This window comes from Opitutia bacterium KCR 482, assembly GCA_029269845.2.
In the GTDB taxonomy this organism is placed as follows: Bacteria; Verrucomicrobiota; Verrucomicrobiia; order Opitutales; family Intestinicryptomonadaceae; genus Merdousia.
Map to the genome: position 1 here is coordinate 1 of CP149973.1, position 22,959 is coordinate 22,959.

Sequence of the window (22,959 nt, forward strand, 5' to 3'; positions counted from 1 at the left end):
ATGTGCCTGAATTTAAAAAAAATGGCCCCATTAACGATATCGACGACGCTGTCCGAAATTTGGCAAAAAGCCAAATCGGAGTTGGAACTCGTGCTCCCGCGCGAGGCCTTCGACGAATGGTTTTCGAATCTCGCGTGCGTCGGCGGCGACGAATCGAAAATCGTGCTCGGCTCTCCCAGCGCGTTCGCCCCGTATTGGATTACCGACAACTACCTCGACATTCTCTCCCAAAATTTGTCGATGGCGGCAGGGCACAACATTTCGGTTGAAATCACGGTCGTAAACTCCCCCGAACCCGCCGCGGCCGAAACTCCCGCGCCCCGCATGGCGAGGGCGGTCGTTGCGGAAGAGCCCAAGACGCTTCTTTCAATCAACCCGCGCAACACTTTCGAAAGCTTTGTCGTCGGCGAAAGCAACCAGCTTGCGCACGCGGCGGCTCTTGCGGTTGCCCAGAGCGTCGGCAAGGCGTTCAACCCGCTGTTCCTTTACGGCGACACCGGCTTGGGCAAAACGCACCTCATGCACGCAATCGCCCACTTTATCATAAAGAACAATCCGTCGGCAAAGGTCGTCTACATTTCGTCTGAGGCGTTTGTGAACGACTATATTAAAGCCTTGGGCGACGGCAACATAGCGTCGTTCCGCAAACGCTACCGCAACACCGACGTCCTGCTCATCGACGATATCCAGTTCTTCGCCAAAAAGGAGAGCAGCCAGAACGAATTTTTCCACACTTTCAACGATCTTTTCAACGCAAACAAGCAGATTGTGCTCTCTTGCGACAAGCCGCTCAACGAGGTTGAGGACATCGAAAAACGCCTTGTGTCGCGCTTCGCGTGGGGCATGTGCGTTGACATCAAAATGCCCGACTACGAAACGCGTCTGGCGATTTTGCGCCGCAAAGTGGCGTCGCTTGGCGACTCCGCGAACATCGGCGACGACGTTCTCGACCTCATCGCCCGCCGCTTTACAAAAAACGTAAGGCGCATGGAGGGCGCGCTCAACAAGCTGATAGGCTATTCGTCGCTGATAAATTCGAACGAACCCGTCTCCCTCGAAAAGGCGGCGTACCTTCTCGCCGACGACTTCGTTCAGGAGGAGGGCGCGGCGGTTGACGTGGAGCTTATCCAGAAGAAAGTCGCAGAGCACTACCATTTGGAGGTTTCCGACATTGTGGGCAAACGCCGCACGTCGATGATTTCGATGGCCCGCCAAACCGCGATGTACATTTCAAGAAAGCTCACAACGCACACTTTGCAGGAAATCGGCAAACGCTTCGGCGGGCGCGACCACGGCACGGTAATCCACGCAATGAGGACGGTCGAAACCCTGCTCGAACAGGACGAAAAGGTAAAGCGCACCGTCGCGTTCCTGATGAAGTCGCTTTCAGACTAATCTTTTTTCCCGCCGAATTTTAAAGCCTCCGAAAGGGGGCTTTTTTGTCGGTTAACGCGGGGGACGTCGAGGGCGCGGGGGACTTATTTCGCCGTTGCCGCGCGAAAATTTGCCGAGGGGTAGATAAGGCGTTTTTGCGCCGACGTTTTGGCTTGTGTTTCGTGGCGCGAAATGCTTTTCTTTTTATCGCAATCAATCGATTGCGGAACGGAATTTTAACGCAAAACATTATGAGAAAAATAGCAGTATCGTTGTTGTTGTCGCTTTTTGCGGCGACTCTCGCGTTCGGCGCAAATACCGCCGACAATTCAAAACAGGCAGTCCAGACCGTGAAACAGTCTAAAGACGCCAAGAAAAAGCCCGCCAAAAAACAGCGCGAATGGGCTAAGTTCGACCGCTACGAAAGCGCGAACGCGCGTATTAAAAAAGCGCCAGCTGCCGTCTTCATGGGCGATTCGATTACCGCCAACTGGTATTCTTTCCGCCCCGAATTTTTCGCCGAAAACAACTACGCGGGGCGCGGAATCAGCGGGCAGACTTCCTCCGAAATGCTCGTGCGCTTCCGCAACGACGTAATCAACCTCAAACCCAAATATGTGGCGATTATGGCGGGAACAAACGACGTCGCCGAGAACAACGGGAAAATCAAGCTCGAAAACGTTTTAAGCAACATCATTTCGATGGCGGAACTCGGCAGACTTCACGGCATAAAGGTTGTGCTGTGCTCCGTTCTGCCCGCAAGCAAAATTCCGTGGCGCAACATTCCGGAGCCTGCGCAGAAAATCGCAAAACTCAACTCGCTCATCAAGGATTACGCCGAAAAGAACGGCTTTGCGTACGTCGATTACTACTCGGCTCTCGTGGACGAAAACGGCGGGCTTCCCGAAAAATACTCGAAAGACGGCGTCCACCCGAAAAAGGAAACGTATCCTATCATGGAGGCGTTAATCAAGGCTGAGTTTGCCAAGTAGGGCGCGCTTCGAAAGCGGATTTTTAATTTAATTACAATATGCGGCGGCTGCGTTTTTGCTTTTTGCAGCCGCCGTTTTTTTTGCGATTGAAGCGGGAAGCAGGCAAAATTTTCGGTGTCCGCAAATTTTGCCGGCGGGGCGCATGCGTTCTGAATGTCCGCAGTTCTGGGCTTTCGACGGGCATTGCATCGGGGCGGCGGAAGCGCATTTACCCGTTTCCTGCGGGCGTCGGGCACAGCGGGCGGAAGCGCGTTTTCCGCTTCTACTGTCGCGCGGGTTTTGTTTGCGGCGGGAGGCGGGATAGTCGCCGCGCCCGCTATTTGCGGACGGGCAGTTCCCTCTGGTATGCGTTGCGCGGGCGGTTTTTGTCGAAATAGGCGATGCGGTCTTTCATCGAGGAGAAGTGTTCGGCAATCGCCTTTTCCCGCGCGGCGGAGTCTGTTCTGTCTACGAGAATGAATTTGCCTCCCGCGTTTCCGAGTTTTTTGAACGCGTTTTCGACGTCTGCGCCGCTTAGCGCGGGTATGCAGTTTTTGCCTTCCCGCGTGCCGTAGATATAGGTTTTTTTGAAAATGTAGAACACGTTGCCCTCGAACTCCGCCCCATTGCCGCCCGACGAAAAGTAGGCGGGCGCGCCCCACATGATGTTGTTGCGGATTGTCAGCCCCTCAACCGGTTTGCGCTCGTAGGAGAGTAGGGAGGAGTCCACGGTGTAGGGCGTGTCGAATTCGTTGAAGCCCGAATCAAAGGCGATGTTGTCGGAAAATTCGCAGTTTTCGTAGACGCTTTTTTCGTGCACCGTGGCGGTCCAGTGTTCAAACGCCTGACGGCAGCGCAGGAATCTGTTTTTGCGGAAGACTATGTTTTGGGGGCGCGACTTTTTGCCGAGGTGTCCCTGAATCGTCGCGCCGCAGTCGAACGTGCGCGAGATTGCACAGTTTTCTACGAGATTGTTGTTGCAGGGGTCGCTTTCGCTCATCCAAAATTCGATTCCGTTGCCGAAGCGCACCCAAGTTTTGTAGCTGCGCAGAATCGAGCCGCCGATGAGGTCGATGTCGAGATTGCGGAATTGGCAGCTCCACGCCTTGCTGATTCCGTGCGCTCCGAAGCCCTTGACCGCCACGTTTTGCACCGTGCAGTTGCGCAGGTTGCGAATGCCGAAATTATAGGGCAGAAGCGCGATTTTTTTTGCGAGCTTCGACGGGTGTGTCGGGCACTTGAAAAACAGGTGCGTGAACTTGTTGTTTTTGGGGGAGACTTCGCTTTTTTCGGCGTCGGACACCCAGAAGTCGCCGGTATCGCGCATGTTTTTGTAGTGGCGCGTCAGGCAGCCGTAGAGGCGGTCGTTTTCGATGTCGTAGACCGCGCCGATGTTGTTTTGCTCGCCGTCCGCCTTGAAGCCCGAAAATGTCGAGTGTTTTGTGAGGTCGAGCCGCCAGACGCCGTCGGGGAGCTTCTCCCACGCGTCCGATTTTTCGAGGATTTTCAGCCCGCAAAGGAGCGGCTTTTCGCCCTCGCCGTAGGCGTCGATTTTCGAGTTTTTGAAGCCGCTAAGCGATTCGAAGAAAACGTCGCCGCGTTTCAGAAACAGGTTTACGCCGTCTTTGGGGGCGGCGGCGATTGTGCGAAGCGGCGCGGAAAGCGAGCCGTCGTTTTTGTCGTCGCCCGCCGACGACGAAACGTAGACGTCTTTTGCGTTTGCCGCCGCGGCGAAGAGCGCGAGCGCGAATATCAGTGCATGTTTGATTTTCATAATTGTTGTTGCGGTTTGTTATTTTCTGTAAAAGAAGTCGCGGCGGTATTTTTCGCGGGTTTTTCTTTTGATTGTCTCTTTTTGCGCGGAGAACGATTCGAGCACCTCCTCTTTCAGCCGCTTGTCGCCGCGCCTTACAATTTTTACCGTGTTGCCGACGCCTCCGATTTTCCTTTCGAACGCCCCGGCGTCCGCGTCCGACTCCGCCCAGATTGTGTCGTCGGGCGAGCTTCTGTTGTAGTAGAGGTACTGCCCCTTGTAGACGTAGAACGTGTTGTTTTGCAGCAGCGCGGGGTGTTTCTGGACGCTGTAAACGGGCGCGCCCCAGAATATGTTGTTCTTTACGACAAGCCCCTCGACGGGGTTTCTTTCGTAGGAGAGCAGGTTGGCGTCGCGCGTTTCGGGCGATGAAAATTCGTTTTCGCCCATGTCGAAGCATTTGTTGTTCGAAAATTCGCAGTTTTCGTATTTCGCCGTTCCCTCCTTTGCGGTCAGGAAGTGCTCGAAAGCCTGTCTGCACCTGAAAAAAGAGTTGTTCGAGAACTTTATGTTTTTTGCCGACATGCCGTTTCCGCCGTGCCCCTGAATCGTCGCGCCGCAGTCGTATGTGCGCGAGATTCGGCAGTTTTCGACGAGGTTGTCGTTGCACGGGTCTTTGGCGGAAATCCAAAATTCGACGCCGTTGCCGAGCCTCACCCACTGCGAATACGAAAGCTGGACGCTCCCGCCGATGAGGTCGATGTCGAGGTTTCGGAATTTGCAGTTCCACGCCTTGCTCACGCCGTGCACGCCGAAGCCCTTGACGGCGATGTTTTGCACCGTGCAGTTGCGCAGGTTGCGGATTCCGAACGAGTAGGTTATGAAGCCGATTTTGTCGCGGGAGTCGGCGGGGTTTTTGTCGAACTTGAAATAGAGGTAGCGGAATGTCTGGCTTTTCGATGCGCGGACGTCGGAAGTCCAAATATTGTCTGATACCCAGAAGTCGCCGACATGCGACAGGTCTGAGAAGCTGCGCACCAAGTGCCCGTATACCTTGTCGGTTTTTGCGAAGTAGATTGCGCCGATGTTGTTTGTTTTTCCCTCCGCCTTGTAGCCTCCGAAATCCTCCCGCTTCGAGAGATCGAGCCGCCAGATGCCGTTGGGCAGTTTTACCCACGCGTCGTCGTTTTCGAGGATTTTCAGCCCGCAAAGAAGCGGCGCGTTGCCCTCGCCGTAGGCGTCTATTTCCGAGTCTGAAAAATCCTGCAAGGTTTCGAAGAAGACATCGCCGCGTTTCAGGAACAGGTTTACGCCGTCTTTGGGGGCGGCGGCGATTGTGCGAAGCGGCGCGGAAAGCGAGCCGTCGTTTTTGTCGTCGCCCGACGACGACGAAACGTATACGTCTTTGCCGAAAAGCGAACAGATTGCGGCAAATGCCACCGCGCCGATGAGAGCGAATTTTGATGCCATAAAAAATGTACCGTTCGAATAATCAGACGGTACATTGCGCGTAGAATTTCGTCAAGCCGATAAAACTCAGAGCACGAAGGGGTCTGCGCCGAGCGTTCCCGCCAGCGATTTCAGGTAGCCCATGCTCTTTACCGACTTAATCCGCGCCTTGACCGACTCTATTTCCGTCGCCGTTTGCGGCGTCTTTTCCTCGGCGGGCAGCGATTGCAGGTTTGCCAGCACCGTTTGCAGGTGGTTGACTTCAATCTGCTGTCTTGTGATGAGCCTTTCGGCGTACCACTCCGAGTTTATGACGCTTTCGAACGTGAACATTTTGCGGATAGACTCGTCTTCGAGCGTCTTGCCCTCGTAGTTGCCGTCTTTCATGATGTGCAGCAGTGCTTTGAGGGGCGGGCACGCGCCTTCGATTGAGCCGTCGTTGAAATACATTTCGGCGGCGCGTTTGTGCGCCCCCGCCATGTTGTCCATGCCGTCCACGAACGTTTCCATGTCTTGGAGTTCGGGGCGGAGCATGTCGGGGGTGAATATCGACGCGGGGGTCGAGAATATTCTGCCGAAGAAGCGTTTTACGAATTCGTCGGTGATTCGCCAGCCGAGGCGCGATGCGAGCACCTTTTTGCCCTTGTATTCGAAGTCTTTGCAGCGTTCTAGCATGCCGTCCTCGATGAGCTTTTCGGGGCGGAGTTCGTCGGGCTTCATGCGCGACCAGATTTCGGGCACGAGCAGGCTTATGTCGTGGTCGATTCTGTATTTCGGGCCGAGGTATCCCGTGCTGCTGAGCCAGCCGTCGTATTCCGTCAGCGCGAACGAGACGAGCGCGTTGTTGAGGTCGGTAATGGGGCAGAGCGCGTTGAACGGCGCTTTCGTCATTGCGCCCTCCAAGCCCGCTCCGACCGTGGACGGCGACTTGCCCGTCATCGACGCGATGTACTCCATGAAGAGTTCGGGAAGTTCCAGATAGTGCATGGGGCCGTGCACCGCAAGCGACCTTATGCCGTCGCCCGCGGGGTTGTTGCGTCTGCCAGAAATTACCGCGCACACGGGGTGCGGCACGGTTTTGTCGAGCGGAATGTGCCGCGCGAGCCTCATGCCTACGTTCGCCACATAGTACTTGCGCTTGTTTACGATGTCGTCCCTGTTTTGCAGGTAGCGGACGTTTTTGCTGGGCGCGCCATTTACGAGGCGCGGATTCGCCGAGCACACAACGTAGTCGGGCTTAGGCTCTTTGAGGAAGTGTTCGAGGTTCTCGCGCATGGGCGCGGTGAATTTGTCGAAGCGCAGCACGTCTTCGGCCATTTCCTGAACCTGCGGCCTGTCGAGCGGCTCGTAGTTCGAGAAGAACACGCCCTTTTTCGACATGTCCGATTCCGCGCGTTTGTCGTAGCCGCGCACCACCGCTTCGTCGGGACGCTGGAAGAGCCTGTATTCGCAGTTTTCCGTGAATTTTACCGACGCTTTCGGCTTCTTCGACATGTAGTCGGGCAGATAGTCAACACTGCTTCTTGCAACGACAACCGAGCTTGTGATGTCGTCCTCCATTTGCAGCTTGACCGACGGCGCGAAGTCTTTGCGCAGGCTGAACGTGCGCCACGAGCCGTCCTCCGTAAAGCCGATTCTAAGGTACGAGGTCAGCACGTTTGCGTTCTTGTATTTGAGCGTGTTGCCGCTTGTGCCGTTGATTGTGTCTACCGTGAATTTGTCCTGCCATTTGCCCTCCCATTCGGGGCGGTAGTGGCGTTTTACCGTCAGCACGATTTCCCTGATGTAGAACGGGATTGATTCGACCCACTTGTTGTATTCGTCGGTGAAGTCGTCCGAGGGCGTGAGCAGTTTTACTACCGAGCCCATCGTGCGGCGCGAATCCAGAATTTTGCGGCTGTTTTCGCCTTTGTTTTGCGAGGGGTCTTTGTTGCGGCTGCCGTAGTTTTTGTTGATGATTTCCTCAACGAGCGCGATGTCCTTCTTGAAATCGGCTACAATCGACGGCCCGTGGATAATGGCGTCGGAGATGTCTTTCGAGATTTCGCTCTTGCCGCCGCCCGAAACCGTCGCGGGCTTGTGGCAGTACATTCCCTCCTCGACCGTGCCGACAAGACGCCAGCGGCGGCTTTCGTGCGGCCTTGCCATTTCCACCTTGTAGCCGGCGGGGCTGATGTAGGTGATGTGCGGAAGCAGTTTTATGCTTTTCTGCTCGCCGTTTTTCTCCCATGTAACGGTTTGGGTTTTTAGCGAGAAATACGAGTCCTGGTCAACGTATATTACGTCGGGATATTTTTTGTCTCTCGCCCAGCCGTCGTCGAAAACTTCGATTCTGTCGCCGAGAAGCTCGACGAGTTCCGAGAACTTGCTGCGCGTGTTCGGCGCGTACGATTTCAGCCAGAAGTCTTCGCCGAGGTCGCGGCTTGCGAACGCCGTCGCGCCGCCGCTGTGCTCTTCCTCGCACTGTCCGTACATGTTCGCCGCAAAGCTGATTTGCGTTTTGATTTCCTTTTTGGAGTAGCCGAAATAGTTGTCGGCAAGCAGTGTTACGATTACGCCGCTCGAATCGCGGGCGGTGAGCTTGAAGGGCTTGCCGTCGTTGTAGATTTCGGATTCGTCCTTCCAGCACATGCCGTCGCGCTTTTGGCGGTCGGTTGCGTCTTCGAATTTGGGAAGCCCAAGCTCTTTCTTGGTGAGTTTTGTGAGGTAGGGGGCGAGCACGATGCAGCCCGTGTTGCCCGTCCAGGAGTCGTACTGGCGGTACGAGTCGTTCTTTTCAAGGTATGGATTTCCGCCGTTGCCGAAAATGCTTTCCACAAAGTCGAGGTTCGACACAAGCCCCCCGGGCGCGAAGAAGCGTATTTCCATTGTCTTCGCTTTCGAAACGTTCGGGATTTCGGGGCAGACAATCGGGCGCAGGAAGAGCGATACCCATGTGCGCGCCTTGTTTTTCTGCGTCGAGGTAATGGGCAGTTCGAGAATGTCGTCGGAGGCTTCGAACGCCTTTTTCCACATGTTTTTGAAGACGATTTTCGGTACCGCCTTTTTGTCGTCGGGAATCGGAAGCCCGCCCTCCGCGACGTGGAAGACGCCCGATGTCGTGCGCCTGTCGTTTTGCGGGTTGTTGAGAATGCCCTGACGCACCCTGAACGACTGCACGACTGAGTTTTGGTACATGTCGGAGTCGGGCGGCATGGAGAGCGTGCGCGCCGTGCCGAAATGGTCGAGCACAAAAGTTTTGTGCGGCAGGCTGGGCACGGGTTCGCGCTCGTCCATCACGTCTTCGAGGTAGGACTCTATGAACTCCATAATCCGCAGGTCGGACGGGCAGTAGATTTTAGACGAAAGTTTTGCGAACTCCCTGTAATTTTCGAGCAGCGGTTTTGCGAGTTCGAGAACCGGATAGTTCGATTCGTCGCCGAAAACGGGCTCGCCCGCAGCCGACAACCTCATGTTTACGTATTCGAAAAGCGCGTCGCCTCCGACTTCGTTTTCGCCGGAGTCGGGATTGATTCCGAGAGTTGCTCTATAATCCATAAAAACTAAAAAAATCAAGGCGCATGTTATAAGCAAAGCACGCCACTTCAAGCGAATTTTTGCGCCTTGCGGCAATAATTTTCCGTCCGAATTTCCTCCGAAATTTTCGCGGTTTTTTGCCGCAATTTGCTCAAACGCCCGCGTATATTATCGGACGAAAAAAAAATCCCGAAAACGCAATGTTTTCGGGATTCCGCTTCTCGGATTTTTTCGGAAGTCTACGCGACGTCGATTTCGCGGTACGCCCGCAGAACCTTTTCGTCGCCCGCTTCGGACTTGTCGCTTTGCAGGTGTTCCGCGCCGTAGATGCCTCGGTAGCCCTTGTCGTGGATATGTTTAATCAGGACTTTGTAGTTGATTTCTCCCGAAAGCGGCTCGGTGCGGTTGGGAACGTCGCCGAGGTGGTAGTAGGCGATTTCGTCCCATGCGGCGTCGATGTTGCGGATAAGGCTGCCCTCCGTGTTCTGCTGGTGGAAAACGTCGAAGAGGATTTTGCACGACGGGCTGTTTACCGCCTTGCAAATCATGTACGCGTCGGAGGTTTTTTGCAGCCAAAGACCGGGGTGCGCCGTGAACGAAAGCGGTTCGAGCACCATTATAAGCCCCGACTTCTCGCAGATTTCGGCGGCGTATTTGAGCTGTTCTACGACGTTCGCCATCTGGTAGGACTGTTCCAGCGAAAGGTCGGTATTGCCGATTACGACCGTCGTCCACTTTGCGTTGATTTCCTTGCCGATTTCGACGGTTTTCTTTGCCTCGGCCTTGATTCTTTCAATCGCCGCCTGTTTGTCGGGACGCGCCCCGCGCTTGTCGCTTTTGCAGGCGGTAAGCCACTTCCCGCCGCCTATCGACGACGTGAACACGCCGAAGTCCATGCCCAATTTTGCGATGCGGTCGGCAAGAGCCCTGCGCTTTTCGGGGGCGTATTTCATCATGTCGTTGTCTTCCATTGCGCGGAAGCCCTGGTCGTACCAGAAGTCGATTTTGTCTACGTCGGAAAGTCCCTTAGTGAGGTGGGGGCAGAGGTTTGTCCACTTGTAGATGTTAGCTGCGAATTTGCATTTGAAGGGCTTTGCGCCTTTTGCGCCGCCCGAGGCTTTTGCCGACGCGCCGATAACCGACGCGCCCAATATCGCGCCGAGCGTCTGTTTTGAGAATGTTCTTCTGGTCATTGTGTTGATGTAGGTTTGTGTTGCGCGGATTTCCGAATCCGCGGAGTGAAAGTTCGGAGACTATTTTTTGGAATTTTTAAAGTCAATATAAATTCCGCCGCCGAGGATTACCGACGGGTCGGAATCGTGAATGGCGAGCACTTGACCGCCCGCGATTGCCCGCTGGGGCTTCTCGAATTCCACCCTTGCGCGGTTGTCGGGAAGCGGCGTGAAGAGCACCTTTACGAGGTCGTCGCGGTATCGCACGCGGGCGTAGATTTCGCGCGGCTCCAAAATCGGCTTGTTAATCCAGTTGATTTCGTCGATTTCAGCGGACGCGCGCCAGAGGTCGGGGGCGTCGGGGGCGTCGAAGGCAACGACAAGCTCGTTTTTCTCGAAATTTTTTGCCACCACTACATACCTCTTGCCCTCGGCGTTCGACGGCACGCCTATTCCCTTGCGCTGCCCGATTGTGTAGTTGAACAGCCCCGTGTGGCGTCCGAGCACCTTGCCCGACGGATTCACGATGTTGCCGTCGCTTTCGGGAATGTAGTGTTTGAGGAAGTCCTGAATTTTGATTTTTCCGAGGAAGCAGATTCCCTGGCTGTCCTTTTTTTCGGCGTTCGGCAGCCCGTTCATGCGGGCGATGTCGCGCACTTCGCTTTTGAGCAGCGAGCCTATCGGGAACATTGCGTGTTGCAGCTGCCGCTGGGTAATCATGCAGAGGAAGTACGACTGGTCCTTGCTTGGGTCGGCGGCTTGCACGAGGTCGCGCGAGCCGTCGGGGTTCTCGCGCAGCGAGCAGTAGTGCCCCGTGGCGACGCGCCCGAAGCCGCGTTTTTCGGCGTAGTCGAGAAACTTTCCGAACTTCATTCTGCGGTTGCACATCACGTCGGGGTTGGGTGTCAGCCCGCACCTGTACCCGTCTACGAGGTATTCGACGATTTCCCTGTGGTACTCCTCTATGAAATCGACCACTTCGAACTCCACTCCCAAGTGCTCGGCGACCGCGCGGCAGTCGAGAATGTCCCGATGCCACGGGCAGTCTCCGAAAACGTCGATTCCCTCCTCGTTCACCCACGTTTTCATGTAGGCGGCGGAAACGTCCTCCCCCTGCTGGCGGAGCATTGTGAGTGCGACGGAGCTGTCCACGCCGCCCGAAAGGGCTGTCATTATCCTGCTCATTTCGAATTTTTGTACCACGACGCCGTTATGGCGTAGCGTTTGATTTTGTAGTTTATCACGCGTTCGGTGAGGTTGAGTTTGCGGGCGGCGGCGGCGGCGTTGCCCCTGTTGGCTTTGAGAGCCTCGGTTATAAGCTCGCGCTCGAACGACGCCACCATCGAGTTGAAGTCCACGTCCTCCCCGTAGGGAGCGGGTTTGTCCATGTAGCCCGCGCGGACGGCGGGGGTAAGGTTGTAGCCCGAAATCGCGGAGTCGTTCGACGACATCACCGCGCGCTCGATACAGTTTTCAAGCTCGCGCACGTTCCCCGGCCAAGTGTAGACGGTCATCATGTTGATTGCGGGCGTTGAAATGCGCTTGATGTTTTTGCCGTAGATTTTGTTGTATTTTTCAAGAAAGTGCTCGGCAAGGAGCACGATGTCGCTTTTTCTGTCGCGCAGGGCGGGGAGGTGGACGGTGTTTTTTGAAAGCGCAAGGTAGAGCTTTTTGTCGAAGCCGTTTTGCTCGACCGATTTTTCGAGGTCGGCGCACGATGCGCAGATAAGGCGGGCTTTCCCCGCGGCGTCGGTCGAGCCGTTGATTCTCCTGAATCTGCCCGTGGAAATGTATTCCGCAAGAAGCTTCTGGGCGGCGGGCGAAATTTCCGCGATTTCGTCGAGAAACACCGTTCCCCCCTTTTCGAGAAGCCCCTCCTTGCCGAAGTGCGCGTTTGCAAATGCGTCCTTTTCGAAGCCGAAGATTTCGCCCACAAGCGCGTAGTCGGGCAATGCCGCGCAGTTTACCACCGAAAACGGCTCTCCGCCGATTGCCCTTGCCACAAGCTCCTTGCCCGTGCCCGATTTTCCGCGTATCAGCACGGGCTTGTGCTGGCGCGAGAACCGCGCAATCGCCTCGTACACAATCTGCATCGCCCCGCAGTTGCCCAAGATGTTCGGCGGGCGCATGAGGGTTGTGCTAAGTTCCAGTTTAAGCCGCCTGTTTTCGTCGAGAAGCTTGTTGCGCTCCTCGTGCTTTAAGTAGATGAGCGCGACGGCGTCGGCGAGAATGTTGGCGACGGTTTCGAGCAGTTCGAGGTCGCGGTCGAGGTCGGCTTTTTTTGGCAGTTTGCGGTCTATGCTGAGAGTGCCGATGACCTGCTCTATGTAGATAATGGGCACGCAGACGAACGCGATTCCTTCGAGCGATTCTCCGCGGGTTTTCGTGCGGTCGAGAAATTCTGGGCTTTTTGAAATGTCCCTGATTACAACCGACTTCCCCTCCGCAGCCACGCGCCCCGTGACGCCCTCGCCCATTTTGTAGACGCCGCGCTTTATGGATTCGTCGTCCATGCCGTGCGACGCCTCTATAAAGAGATAGTCTCCGTCGCGCAGGGTGATTGTGCCGCGCAGAAGCCCCATTTCGCGGTCGAGAATTTCGAGGGTTTCGGCGATAAGCTCCGAGACGTTTTTTCTTCGCACCACCGCTCGGCTTATTTTGTGCAGCACCGACATTTCGAGGTCGTCGTATCGAATCTCGTTTTCGATGTCCTGTGCCGTCTTTTTTGCCATATTCGTCCATTTATTTCACGGAATCGGCGGCGTTTCAACAATAAATTCGGGCGGGCGGAAGCAAAAAAAACTTGTATCGACGGCAAGGCGGAATAGTCTTGGGGAAAATGAGTGAAGCTTACCAAGTCATAGCGCGCAGATACCGCCCGAAACAGTTTTCGGAACTCGTCGGGCAGGAGCATATCGTAAAGACCCTCACCAACGCGATAGAGTCGGGGAGGATTGGGCACGCGTACCTTTTCGTCGGTCCGAGGGGCACGGGTAAAACGACGGTCGCCAGACTTTTCGCAAAAGCCCTCAACGCAAAGGGCGGCCCGAATATCCACCCAGACGACAACGACGAAATCTCCCGCGCAATCATGGACGGCTCGTGCATGGACGTCGTGGAAATCGACGGCGCGTCGAACCGCTCGATTGACGAAATCCGCAATCTCCGCGAGGAGTGCCGCTACGCCCCTGCGCAGTGCACCTATAAAATCTACATTATCGACGAAGTCCACTCGCTGACCCCCGACGCATTCAACGCCCTTCTGAAAACGCTCGAAGAGCCGCCCGCGCACGTCAAATTCATTTTCGCTACGACAGAGGCCCACAAGGTTTTGGGCACAATAACGTCGCGCTGCCAACGTTTCGAATTCCGACCGATTCCCGAAAATCTCATCGCAAACCACCTTGCGGAAATCGCGAAGAAAGAGGAAATCTCCGCGACGCCAGAGGCGCTGGCGGCAATAGCGCGGCTCGCAAACGGCGGCATGCGCGACGCCCAGAGCATTCTCGACCAGATGATTTCTTTCTGCGGGCGCACGCTCGACGTCTCCGACGTAATCGGCGTCTACGGATTGGCGTCGGACGCGCAGATTTCGGGGCTTGTGGAAAACATGGCAAAGGGCGACTATTCCGCGGTGGTGAAGTCTGTGGACGAGCTTGTCAACGGCGGCTGCGACCTCTACCGCGCCTTGTGCGACATGCAAAACTATGTCCGCAATTCGATGATGGAGTCCTTCTCTACGGGCTACAAGGAGTTCGGCGGCAAACGCCTTTCGAGCGAGCAGATGATGCGCATGCTCGACGTGCTTCAAAACGCCGAAAAGGGACTGAAAAACGGGCTTTCCGAAAAGGCGAACTTCGAGGTCGCGCTCCTGAAAGCCGTCGAGCAGAGCAGGGCGCGGGCGATAAACACGCTCATCAAGGAACTTGAAAAACTTTCGAACGCCCCCGTCGAAGTTCAAAAAAAAAATAGCCCTTCTGCTTAGGGAGGTTTTGAAGGAGTCGCGCGACTTCGCCCGCGCATACGCGGCGGCGGTCGAACGCGCCCCGAAGGTCAAAAAATTCGCGCCGCCCACGGAGGAGCGCAAGGCGGTTGTGTACCAGTCGAACACGGCGGAGTTCGAGGCGGCGTTGGGCAAAATTTCGAAAGGGCTTCTGGCTGTGCTCGATTCGCAGTTCGGAAGCAAGCCGCAGTCGCTTGTTGTGGGCGGCATAAAAGATGAGCGTTCGGCGGAAAAGTCCGACGACGCCGCAATCGAGGACGAATCCGTTTTGCGGATTTTCGAAGAGGAGGATTCTGAATAATGGAACATGCTTTTATTTTGTTTTTCGCCGCGCTTGCCGCAATCGGGATTGCTTTCGGCGTTTGGAGGTGGCTGTCTGTCTCCCGCAACGCGAAGCGGCTTGCCGAAAACTCGGAGCGCGCTGCGGAGATGCTTGCGCGGCTCGCCTCCGAAACCGCCCGCGCCGACGCCGTGCTTGCCGAAAATTCCGAATTGAAGACGGAACGCGCCGCGCTCATAGAATCGAAAATCGCGGCGGAAAAAAAGCTCTCCGCCGCCGAGGAACGCGCCGCCGCGCTCGCCGAGCGCATCGCAAACCGCGCCGAGGAGGAACGCGCCTTGCGCGAGAAATTCGCGGCGGATTTCGAAAACCTTTCGAACAGAATCTTCGAAACCGCCCGCGGCAAAATGACCGCGGCGAACGCCGAGCAGGTCGGCATGGTTCTCGCGCCGCTAAAAAGCAGCCTCGGCGAGTTCCGCGAGCGCGTCGAAAAACTCAACGAAACGAGCGCGCGCAACAACGCGTCGATGGGGGCGCAGATAGAGTCGCTGCTGAAAATGAACACGCAGCTCGGCGACGAAGCCCGCAACCTGACGGCTGCGTTGCGCTCCAACAACAAAGTTGCGGGCAACTGGGGCGAGGCGGTTTTGGCGCGAATCTTCGAGTCTTGCGGCTTCATGGAGGGCATACATTTCCGCTCGCAGAAAAGCTACGCCGACACGCAGGGCGAGCAAAAACGCCTTATGCCCGACTACGTTGTGTATCTGCCGGACTCGCGCTCCGTCGTTGTGGACTCAAAACTCTCGCTTCCCGATTTCGTAGACTACTGCTCCGCCTCCGACGCCTCCGCAAAGCGCGCGGCGTTGACGAAATTCAAAAAATCCGTGCGCGAGCACCTCAACGAATTCGCTAAAAAATACAACGATTTGCCCGATATTACCTGCGGGTTCAAGGTTATGTTCGTGCCCGTCGAGGGCGCGTACAGCCTCATTGTCGAGGAGGACAAAACGCTTATCGCCGACGCCTACGCCGCAAACGTGCTCGTCGCCGGCCCTTCGGAAATCATGACCGTTTTGAAGTTCGCCGAAATCGCCTACCGCAACGAGGCGTTCGCAAAAAATCTCCGCGAAATCTGCAATGTGGGACGCCTTTTGCACGAGCGCGTCGAGCTTTTCTCCAAACGCTTCGAGCAGCTCGGAAACAAGATAACGACCCTCCAAAAGGACTACGACGACACCCGCAAAACGCTGTCGCAGGGCGGGCGGAGCGTGCTCGACACCGCGAAAAGATTTATCGAAAAATCAAAGAACGCAAACATCGACTTTGAAGAAAGCGAGCCAGAAAATGAGCGATGAACAAAAACGCCCCGAATGGGTTCCTGAAAACGCCGACAAACGGTTCTTCACGACTTCTGTAATGTCGGGAGTTCCGTCGCCGTCCGACGTTTCCTACGCGCCGCGCCCGAAGCGCAAAAAGCTCACTCTCGAAGACTACAAGGCGGGCGTGCTCGCCGCCGACAAAACCGTTCTGGCGCGGGCAATAACACTCGTGGAAAGCAATTCCGACGCGCACTTCGACGCCGCGCAGGAGCTTATCGCAAGCCTGCTTCCGCATTCGGGCAAGGCGTTCAGAATCGGAATTACGGGCGTCCCCGGCGCGGGGAAATCGTCGTTCATAGAGACTTTCGGCTCGATGCTCTGCAACGAGTTCGGCAAGAAAGTTGCGGTGCTCGCGGTAGACCCGTCAAGCTCGATAACCGGCGGCAGCATTTTGGGCGACAAAACCCGCATGGAAAACCTTTCGCGCAACGCAAACGCGTTCATTCGCCCGTCGCCGTCGGGCGGAGTGCTCGGAGGGGTCGCCCGCAAAAGCCGCGAAACAATGATTCTTTGCGAGGCGGCGGGCTACGACGTAATCCTCGTCGAAACCGTGGGCGTAGGGCAGAGCGAGGTCACCGTGCGCTCCATGACGGACTTCTTCCTGCTCGTGCAGCTTGCCGCGCAGGGCGACGAATTGCAGGGAATAAAAAAGGGCGTCATCGAGCTTGCCGACGGCATTCTCGTCAACAAGTGCGACGGCAACATGGTGGAACGCTCCAACCTCAAACGCGCCGAGCTTGCGGGGGTTCTCAACTTCCTCAACTCGCCTACGCCCGATTGGAAGCCGTTTTGCGACGTCTGCTCCGCGCTCACGGGCATGGGCATTCGCTCCGCGTGGGAGAAATTGGAGGAGTTCCGCAGGAAAACAACCGCCGACGGATACCTCGAAAAACGGCGCGGAGAGCAGGAAACCGAGTGGTTCAAGTCGCTGCTCGAACGCGAAATTTTGCGCAGATTCTACCGCCGCGACGGCATGGAGGAGGCAATCGCCCGCTACTCGAAACTCGTCTCCGACGCCGAAATTACCGCAGCCGCCGCCGTCAAAAAATTGATGTCCGACAATGGATAGCGGCGAACCGCAGATTTCCCCCGACCTCAAAAACACCGTGGCGGAGTTCCGTGCCTTTCTCAAAATGGAGCTTGGGCGGAGCGCAAACACGGTGGCTTCGTACACGTCCGACGTCGCGCAGTTCGCGGCGTTTCTACACGCGCGGAAAATAGAGTCGTTCGCCGACGTCGACGCCGACTCGCTTGTCGAGTGGATTTCGGGGATTGCCCGCAACACAAAGGCTTCAACGCAGTCGCGGAAACTCAGCGCAATGAAGTCGCTCGCGGGCTTCCTCGTAGACGAAAGGGTTTGGTCGAAAAACTACTGCGACCTCGTCGCGCGTCCGAAACTCAGGCGCAATATCCCCGAAATACTCTCCGCCGGGGAAGTCGCCCGCCTTCTGGAAGCCCCGCCTACCGACACCCCAGAGGGGCTGCGCGACCGCGCCATGCTCGAACTGATGTACAGCAGCGGGCTGCGCGTCTCCGAACTTTGCGGAATCCGCGAAAGCGACATCGACGTCGCCGAGCGCATTTTGCGCGTCGTCGGCAAAGGCTCGAAAACGCGCCTCGTGCCCGTCGGGGCGTACGCGCTTGCGGCAATCTCGGCATACAAGGCGGCGCGGCGCGACATCTTGGGGGGCGCGGAAGTTCCCGAACTTTTCGTAACGCGGCGCGGCGGGAAAATTTCGCGCAAAACGTTCTGGTATAATATAAAAAGATACGCAATAGCCGCAGGGATAGAAAAAAACGTAAAGCCGCACATTCTGCGCCATTCGTTCGCGACCCACCTGCTGCAAAACGGCGCAAATCTGATGTCGATACGCGAAATGCTCGGGCACAGCGACCTTTCCACAACGCAAATCTACACGAACCTCCTCAACGACGAAATCTGCGCCCAGCACGCAAAAAAACACCCGCGCTCGAAGATGGACGTTCCCGATTCGCTATGATTGCGCCGCGCCTGCAAAATGTTTGCGACTGATTGCGGCTATCCCGTAATCAGGATTTTTATTCCGATTAAAACAAGCACTATTCCGCCCGCCACCGCGAATTTTCCGTCGTACGAGCTTCCTATCCGCTTGCCGAACTTTATTCCGCACACCGAGAACGCGAACGTCGTAAGCCCTATGAAAATCGACGGGTACAAAATGGGGTATTTCGCGCACGAAAACGACACCCCGATTGCGAGCGCGTCGAGGCTCGTTGCAATCGCAAGCAGGAAAAGAACGCGGTAGTCGAGCTTCGGATAGGCGAAGCATTCGTCGATTTCCTCCTTCTTCGAAAATCCGTCGAACACCATTTTTCCGCCGACGAGCGCGAGCATCAAAAAAGCAATCCAGTGGTCGAACGCCGCGATGTACTCGTAGGCGAATTCGCCCAGATTCCAGCCCGCAAGCGGCATTATCGCCTGAAACAGCCCGAACGCCCCCGCGACTATCGCCGCGTTTTTGTTGGCGATTTTCGGCGCGCTTATTCCGCAGGCAATCGACACCGCAAACGCGTCCATCGAAAGCGCGATTGCGATAAATACCAGTTCGACAAAATTCATATCTTTCCGATAATGCCGCGCGCGCATTTTGGAACAAGAAAATTTTTGAAAATGGTTGAAAAACACCGCGTGTTTTGCGCTAATTGCCGCATGGAACGACTACTTCTCGACGGCGCGGAAATTTTGAAATTCAAAGCGGGCGCGTCAACATATCTTCTCAACCCAAAAGAGGGCGCGCGGCTCGTCAACTGGAACATTTCGATGGCGGACGGCGTCGTCCGCGACATTATCTACTGGGACGAAAACGCCCCGCTTTCGGGCGCGGATTTCGTTTCGGCTTCGGGCGGCATGTTCCCGATGTTCCCGTTCGGCGGGCCATCGTACGTCGACGGCAAAAAGGGCTTTTGGAAAAGCCCCGACGGCCGCGTTCTGCCCATGAAGCTTCACGGCTACGCATACGACGGCGTTTTCGAAACCGTCTTTTCCTCCGACTTCGACATTCGCCTGCGCCTCGTCCCCTCCGACGCCCTGCGCGAGGCTTACCCGTACAAGTGCGAATTTTTTGTCCACTACCGCTTCGGCGAGCTGTCGTTCTCTTGCGAGCTGATTCTCTCGAACGAATCGCCGGAAAAAATCCCGTGGGGCTGCGCGCTCCACCCTTATTTCTACCTGCCGTGGATTGGCGGAACTTCGCGCAAAAACTACCGCCTCCTCTCCGACGCAAAAAAGGCGTTTTCTTTCGACGGCGCAACGGGAACGTCGTCGCCCGCCGACATCTTCAAAAACTCTTTCGACGACCCCTCCATGGTCAACAAAGTCTGGACTTCCCTCAAACAGGCGTCCGCAAAGTTCGGACCGAAAAACGGCGAGGAGGACATTACCGTGAAAATCGGCGGCGGCGGCAAAGAGCTCGGCGCGTCGTTCATAACGTGGTCGAAGCCCGACGCGCCGTTCTACTGCGTCGAGCCGTGGATGTCTCCGCCGAATTCTGCGGCAAAACCCGTGCATTTTGTCGAGGCGGGTGAGACAAAATCTTTCTCGGCGGAATTTTCTCTCATTTAAAACGATATGCGGGCTGTATTTCAAAGGGTAAAAAACGCGGCGGTCGATGTTCTCGACGAGCCGCAGCACCGTTCAGCCGAAATCGGCGCGGGCGCGCTGATTTTGCTTGCTGTCGAAAACAACGATACAGAGGACGACGCAAAATGGCTTGCGTCGAAAATCGTCCGCATGCGCGTTTTCGGCGACGCGGAGGGAAAGATGAATCTTTCGCTTTTGGACGTCGGAGGCGACGCGCTTGTGGTGAGCCAGTTCACGCTGTACGGCAGCCTGAAAAAAGGCACAAGGCCGTCGTTCAACCGCTCGGCGAGGGCGGAAATTTCGAAGCCGCTGTACGAAAAATTTTTGGAATGCTTGGAGGCGGAGCTGGGAAAGAAAGTGGGAAGAGGCTTGTTCGGGGCAATGATGAACGTAAGCCTAACCAACGACGGGCCCGTAACCATTATCCTCGATTCTGACGGGGCGTGAAAATACCCCTCTAAGAGCGTTTCGCGAATGTCTCAGACTGCTCGCGTACATAAGTACGCCACGCACCCTGAGCCACTCGCAAAGCCACTCTTATAGGGGCATTTTGACGCCCCTAACAAGTGAGCGCACGGCGCGAAGATTTTTAGGTTGCTTTGGGATAAAAGCGGAGTAGGGCGTTTGTGTAGCCGACTTATGTTTGCGGATTGCTCGCGTACATAAGTACGCCACGCACCCTGAGCCACTCGCAAAGCCACTCTTATGGGGGCATTTTGACGCCCCTAAAAACGGCGCGTGAAAGCACCGTTGATGCGGCGTTTCCTCGCACACTCAGACCGCTCGCGTACAAAAGTACGCCACGCGTCCTGTCTGCGCGAGAAAGCCACCGCCTGAACGGCACTTTGACGCGCCTAACAAATGAGTGCTTGCGCACGAAGATTTTTTAGAGTGCGTTGGGGTAAAAGTTTCGTAATTAGTTAGCTGAGATTCCATGTTAGCGGATTTCCGTTTTCCCTTTTTTATCCGCGCAAAGCGCGTCTATTTTAATTTGTTTCTTACAAAACAGAGAATATCCCAACGCAAGTAATTGGCGAAGCCAATACGAACTGATACAAAAAAGGCGCGGTTATAGCCGCGCCGAATAATAACTATAAGGAACGAAGTTCCGTAGGGTGGCGCGACTCGCGCCTAGAAGCCGATGGAGGCTTTTGTGCCGAACCAAACTCTGCTTGCAGTGGATTCAAGTTCGGTGTAGTCGTTGTTGTATGCGTAGCGAACACCGACGGAGAGCGTGCAGTATTCGTTGATGGCAACGACAGCGTCTGCGGAAGCCGCAAAGTAGCTGTATCCGCCGCTTGTAGCGGTCGTCGTCCAGCCGTAGACGGCAGCGAGGTCGATTGTGCCCCAGTTTCTGTCGGCAATCCACTTTGTGACGGGAGCCGAGTAAGTCGCGCCGGCTTCGAGCGTGTAGACGCCGAGAGTGAAGTCGTAGTAGGCGGCGGCGGTCGGGCTTACGTTGAAGTCGCCGAGGAAGTCTACGGTGTCGTAGGAAACCGCGAATTTCATTTCGTGCGAGTTCGGGTCGACAGCGTTGTCCGTGTAGGTGTATGCCGTGTAGCCGAGGTCGAACGTGAAGTTCTTGATTTCGTATGTGATGCCGGCATAGAAGTCAATCTCGTCGGAAACGCCAGCCTTGGTGGGGGTGTTGGCCCAAACGCCGGCATAGGCCGCGAAGCCGTGGCTGAGGTCGTACGCCGCGTCGATTTGCGGATTGAGGGAAGCGCCCGCGAGAGCCATGCCGCGGAAGACGTATTCCGATTCAAATCCGAGCGTGAGCGACGCCGAGAATTTGTCGAGAACCTTCGCGCAGACTTCTTCGTCGGCGAGAGTGTTGATTGCTTTCGCTTCGGGCTGAGCTGCGGGAGCGGCAGCGGGAGCCGCGGGGGCTGCTACAACCGTAGCTTCCGCCGCGTAGGACGCGCATGCGCATGCGCATGCGATTAACGATGATATTGCTGTGATTGTTTTTTTCATGATGTTTGTAGTTTGAAAACGGGTAATAATTATTATTTTCTTACGTCATGCAACAAAAAAATGCAAACGCATTTACGTTTGCATTTTGGGGAAAAGGGCGATTCCGCCGGAGCTTGTCCGACGGAATCGCATGGTGGTTATTCGTTCGAGAAAATTTGGAATCCGTGGTAGGCTTCCATACCGTGTTCGCCTACGTCCAGACCTCTGAGTTCTTCGGAGTGTTCCACTCTCAGGCCGATTGTCTTCTTCAAGATGTAGAAGATGATTCCGCTGCTTGCGATTGCCGCAACCGCCACCGCGACTATGCCGATGATTTGCGGGACAAGCTCGTGGTCGGGCGAGAAGATGCCGACCGCCAGCGTTCCCCACACGCCGCATACCAAGTGTACGGAGAGCGCGCCGACGGGGTCGTCGATGTGGAGCTTGTCGAAGAAGTAGACCGCGAATACAACCACGACACCCGAAATTGCTCCGATTACGCAGGAGGCTGTAATCGAAACACAGTCCGCCGAAGCCGTGATGCCTACGAGACCCGCCAAGCAACCGTTGAGAATCATGGAAAGGTCGGGCTTCTTTTGTACGAACCACGAGGTGAACATAGCCGCCATCAAGCCCGCGGAAGCGGAGAGGGCTGTCGTCGTAAAGACGTATGCGACCATTGTGGTGTCGGCCGAGAATACCGACGCGCCGTTGAATCCGAACCAGCCGAACCACAGGAGGAACACGCCGAGTGTTGCGAACCCGAGGTTGCTGCCGGGGATTGCGTGCGTTCTGCCGTTTACATACTTTCCGATGCGCGGGCCAACCATAATCGCGCCAACAAGAGCCGCCCAGCCGCCGACCGAGTGCACGAATGTCGAACCCGCGAGGTCGTAGAATCCGAGGTCTTTGAGCCAGCCGCCGCCCCAGCCCCACGAGCCGATGAGCGTGTAGCCGAATGTGGCGTAGAGGATTGCAAAGACGATGTAGGCGTTAAACTTGATTCGTTCCGCAACCGCGCCCGAGACGATTGTCACGGCAGTCGCGGCGAACATGCCCTGAAAGATGAAGTCGGTCCAGTAGGAATAGAGGCCTCCGTTGTAGTCTATCGCCGCGCCTTCGGGGGCGGCGACTCCGAGACCTCCGAATCCGAGGAACTTGCCCAAAATCCAGGATTCGCCGGGGTACATCAGGTTGAAGCCGATTACGACGTACGTCAGAAGACCGATTGCAACCGTGATTATGTTCTTTGTTAGAATATTCACGCTGTTCTTTGCTCGGCACAAGCCCGTTTCGACAAGCGCGAACCCGGGGTGCATCGAGAAAACGAGAATCGCTCCCAAGAGAATCCAGAGATTGTTTACTGTGAACATTTCGGCGGACACCTTTGCGGGAGCCGCCGCCGCCGCTTCCTCTGCCCGCGCCGCGAGGCATGCGAGCATGGAGAAGACGGTGGTAGCCGTTAAAATTTTCCTGTTCATGATAGT

18 protein-coding genes are annotated in these 22,959 nt (G+C 56.0%); 9 read left to right on the forward strand and 9 right to left on the reverse strand.

Going from position 1 to position 22,959, the window contains the following annotated elements; translation table 11 throughout:
• Positions 1-21 precede the first annotated feature (21 nt).
• Positions 22-1,395 (forward strand): chromosomal replication initiator protein DnaA, encoded by a 1,374-nt coding sequence (gene dnaA, locus P3B99_000005; protein ID WYJ07512.1) that lies wholly within the window; start codon positions 22-24, stop codon positions 1,393-1,395.
• Between the two features lie 230 nt (positions 1,396-1,625).
• Positions 1,626-2,366 (forward strand): GDSL-type esterase/lipase family protein, encoded by a 741-nt coding sequence (locus P3B99_000010; GenBank protein ID WYJ07513.1) that lies wholly within the window; start codon positions 1,626-1,628, stop codon positions 2,364-2,366.
• A 316-nt stretch (positions 2,367-2,682) separates the two neighbouring features.
• Here the strand turns inward: P3B99_000010 and P3B99_000015 are convergent, their stop codons facing one another.
• The 6 genes from P3B99_000015 to P3B99_000040 all read right to left on the reverse strand — a co-directional run bounded on the left by P3B99_000015 (position 2,683) and on the right by P3B99_000040 (position 12,967).
• The gene (locus P3B99_000015; protein ID WYJ07514.1) at positions 2,683-4,119 is read right to left on the reverse strand and encodes a hypothetical protein; all 1,437 of its coding nucleotides are present in this window, start codon (positions 4,117-4,119) and stop codon (positions 2,683-2,685) included.
• Between the two features lie 18 nt (positions 4,120-4,137).
• Positions 4,138-5,568: a hypothetical protein gene (locus P3B99_000020; GenBank protein WYJ07515.1), complete on the reverse strand. Its 1,431-nt coding sequence runs from the start codon at positions 5,566-5,568 to the stop codon at positions 4,138-4,140.
• A gap of 66 nt (positions 5,569-5,634) precedes the next feature.
• Complete coding sequence (locus P3B99_000025) at positions 5,635-9,084, reverse strand: hypothetical protein (protein ID WYJ07516.1); 3,450 nt, start codon at positions 9,082-9,084, stop codon at positions 5,635-5,637.
• Between the two features lie 218 nt (positions 9,085-9,302).
• Positions 9,303-10,256 carry a TIM barrel protein gene (locus P3B99_000030; GenBank protein WYJ07517.1) on the reverse strand — a complete coding sequence of 318 codons (954 nt, stop codon included), beginning with the start codon at positions 10,254-10,256 and terminating at the stop codon, positions 9,303-9,305.
• A 60-nt stretch (positions 10,257-10,316) separates the two neighbouring features.
• Positions 10,317-11,420 (reverse strand): tRNA 2-thiouridine(34) synthase MnmA, encoded by a 1,104-nt coding sequence (gene mnmA, locus P3B99_000035; GenBank protein ID WYJ07518.1) that lies wholly within the window; start codon positions 11,418-11,420, stop codon positions 10,317-10,319.
• Positions 11,417-12,967: a sigma 54-interacting transcriptional regulator gene (locus tag P3B99_000040; protein WYJ07519.1), complete on the reverse strand. Its 1,551-nt coding sequence runs from the start codon at positions 12,965-12,967 to the stop codon at positions 11,417-11,419. The genes mnmA and P3B99_000040 overlap by 4 nt, the downstream gene beginning before the upstream one ends.
• Before the next feature lie 107 nt (positions 12,968-13,074).
• On the opposite strand from P3B99_000040, the gene dnaX reads away from it, so the two are divergent.
• Genes dnaX through xerA form a run of 5 tightly spaced genes read left to right on the forward strand, consistent with a single transcriptional unit; the run spans position 13,075 to position 17,897 of the window.
• The gene (gene dnaX, locus P3B99_000045) at positions 13,075-14,220 is read left to right on the forward strand and encodes a DNA polymerase III subunit gamma/tau (protein ID WYJ07520.1); all 1,146 of its coding nucleotides are present in this window, start codon (positions 13,075-13,077) and stop codon (positions 14,218-14,220) included.
• Positions 14,162-14,539 carry a hypothetical protein gene (locus P3B99_000050; GenBank protein WYJ07521.1) on the forward strand — a complete coding sequence of 126 codons (378 nt, stop codon included), beginning with the start codon at positions 14,162-14,164 and terminating at the stop codon, positions 14,537-14,539. Before dnaX ends, P3B99_000050 begins: the two co-directional genes overlap by 59 nt.
• Positions 14,539-15,873 (forward strand): DNA recombination protein RmuC, encoded by a 1,335-nt coding sequence (locus P3B99_000055; GenBank protein ID WYJ07522.1) that lies wholly within the window; start codon positions 14,539-14,541, stop codon positions 15,871-15,873. The genes P3B99_000050 and P3B99_000055 overlap by 1 nt, the downstream gene beginning before the upstream one ends.
• Positions 15,863-16,966 carry a methylmalonyl Co-A mutase-associated GTPase MeaB gene (gene meaB / locus P3B99_000060; GenBank protein WYJ07523.1) on the forward strand — a complete coding sequence of 368 codons (1,104 nt, stop codon included), beginning with the start codon at positions 15,863-15,865 and terminating at the stop codon, positions 16,964-16,966. Before P3B99_000055 ends, meaB begins: the two co-directional genes overlap by 11 nt.
• A complete protein-coding gene (gene xerA, locus P3B99_000065; protein WYJ07524.1) occupies positions 16,959-17,897 on the forward strand; it encodes a site-specific tyrosine recombinase/integron integrase in 939 nt (312 codons plus the stop codon). The genes meaB and xerA overlap by 8 nt, the downstream gene beginning before the upstream one ends.
• Before the next feature lie 38 nt (positions 17,898-17,935).
• On the opposite strand, the gene P3B99_000070 is transcribed toward xerA, so the two are convergent.
• Positions 17,936-18,496, reverse strand: coding sequence for a manganese efflux pump MntP family protein (locus P3B99_000070; GenBank protein WYJ07525.1), 561 nt, complete (start codon positions 18,494-18,496; stop codon positions 17,936-17,938).
• 90 nt (positions 18,497-18,586) lie between these two features.
• On the opposite strand from P3B99_000070, the gene P3B99_000075 reads away from it, so the two are divergent.
• Both P3B99_000075 and dtd read left to right on the forward strand, forming a co-directional pair.
• The gene (locus tag P3B99_000075; GenBank protein ID WYJ07526.1) at positions 18,587-19,498 is read left to right on the forward strand and encodes a hypothetical protein; all 912 of its coding nucleotides are present in this window, start codon (positions 18,587-18,589) and stop codon (positions 19,496-19,498) included.
• 6 nt (positions 19,499-19,504) lie between these two features.
• Positions 19,505-19,963 (forward strand): D-aminoacyl-tRNA deacylase, encoded by a 459-nt coding sequence (gene dtd, locus P3B99_000080; protein ID WYJ07527.1) that lies wholly within the window; start codon positions 19,505-19,507, stop codon positions 19,961-19,963.
• Positions 19,964-20,647: 684 nt separating this feature from the next.
• Here the strand turns inward: dtd and P3B99_000085 are convergent.
• Positions 20,648-21,493 carry a hypothetical protein gene (locus P3B99_000085; GenBank protein WYJ07528.1) on the reverse strand — a complete coding sequence of 282 codons (846 nt, stop codon included), beginning with the start codon at positions 21,491-21,493 and terminating at the stop codon, positions 20,648-20,650.
• A 137-nt stretch (positions 21,494-21,630) separates the two neighbouring features.
• Positions 21,631-22,953: an ammonium transporter gene (amt, locus tag P3B99_000090; protein WYJ07529.1), complete on the reverse strand. Its 1,323-nt coding sequence runs from the start codon at positions 22,951-22,953 to the stop codon at positions 21,631-21,633.
• Positions 22,954-22,959: the final 6 nt, after the last annotated feature.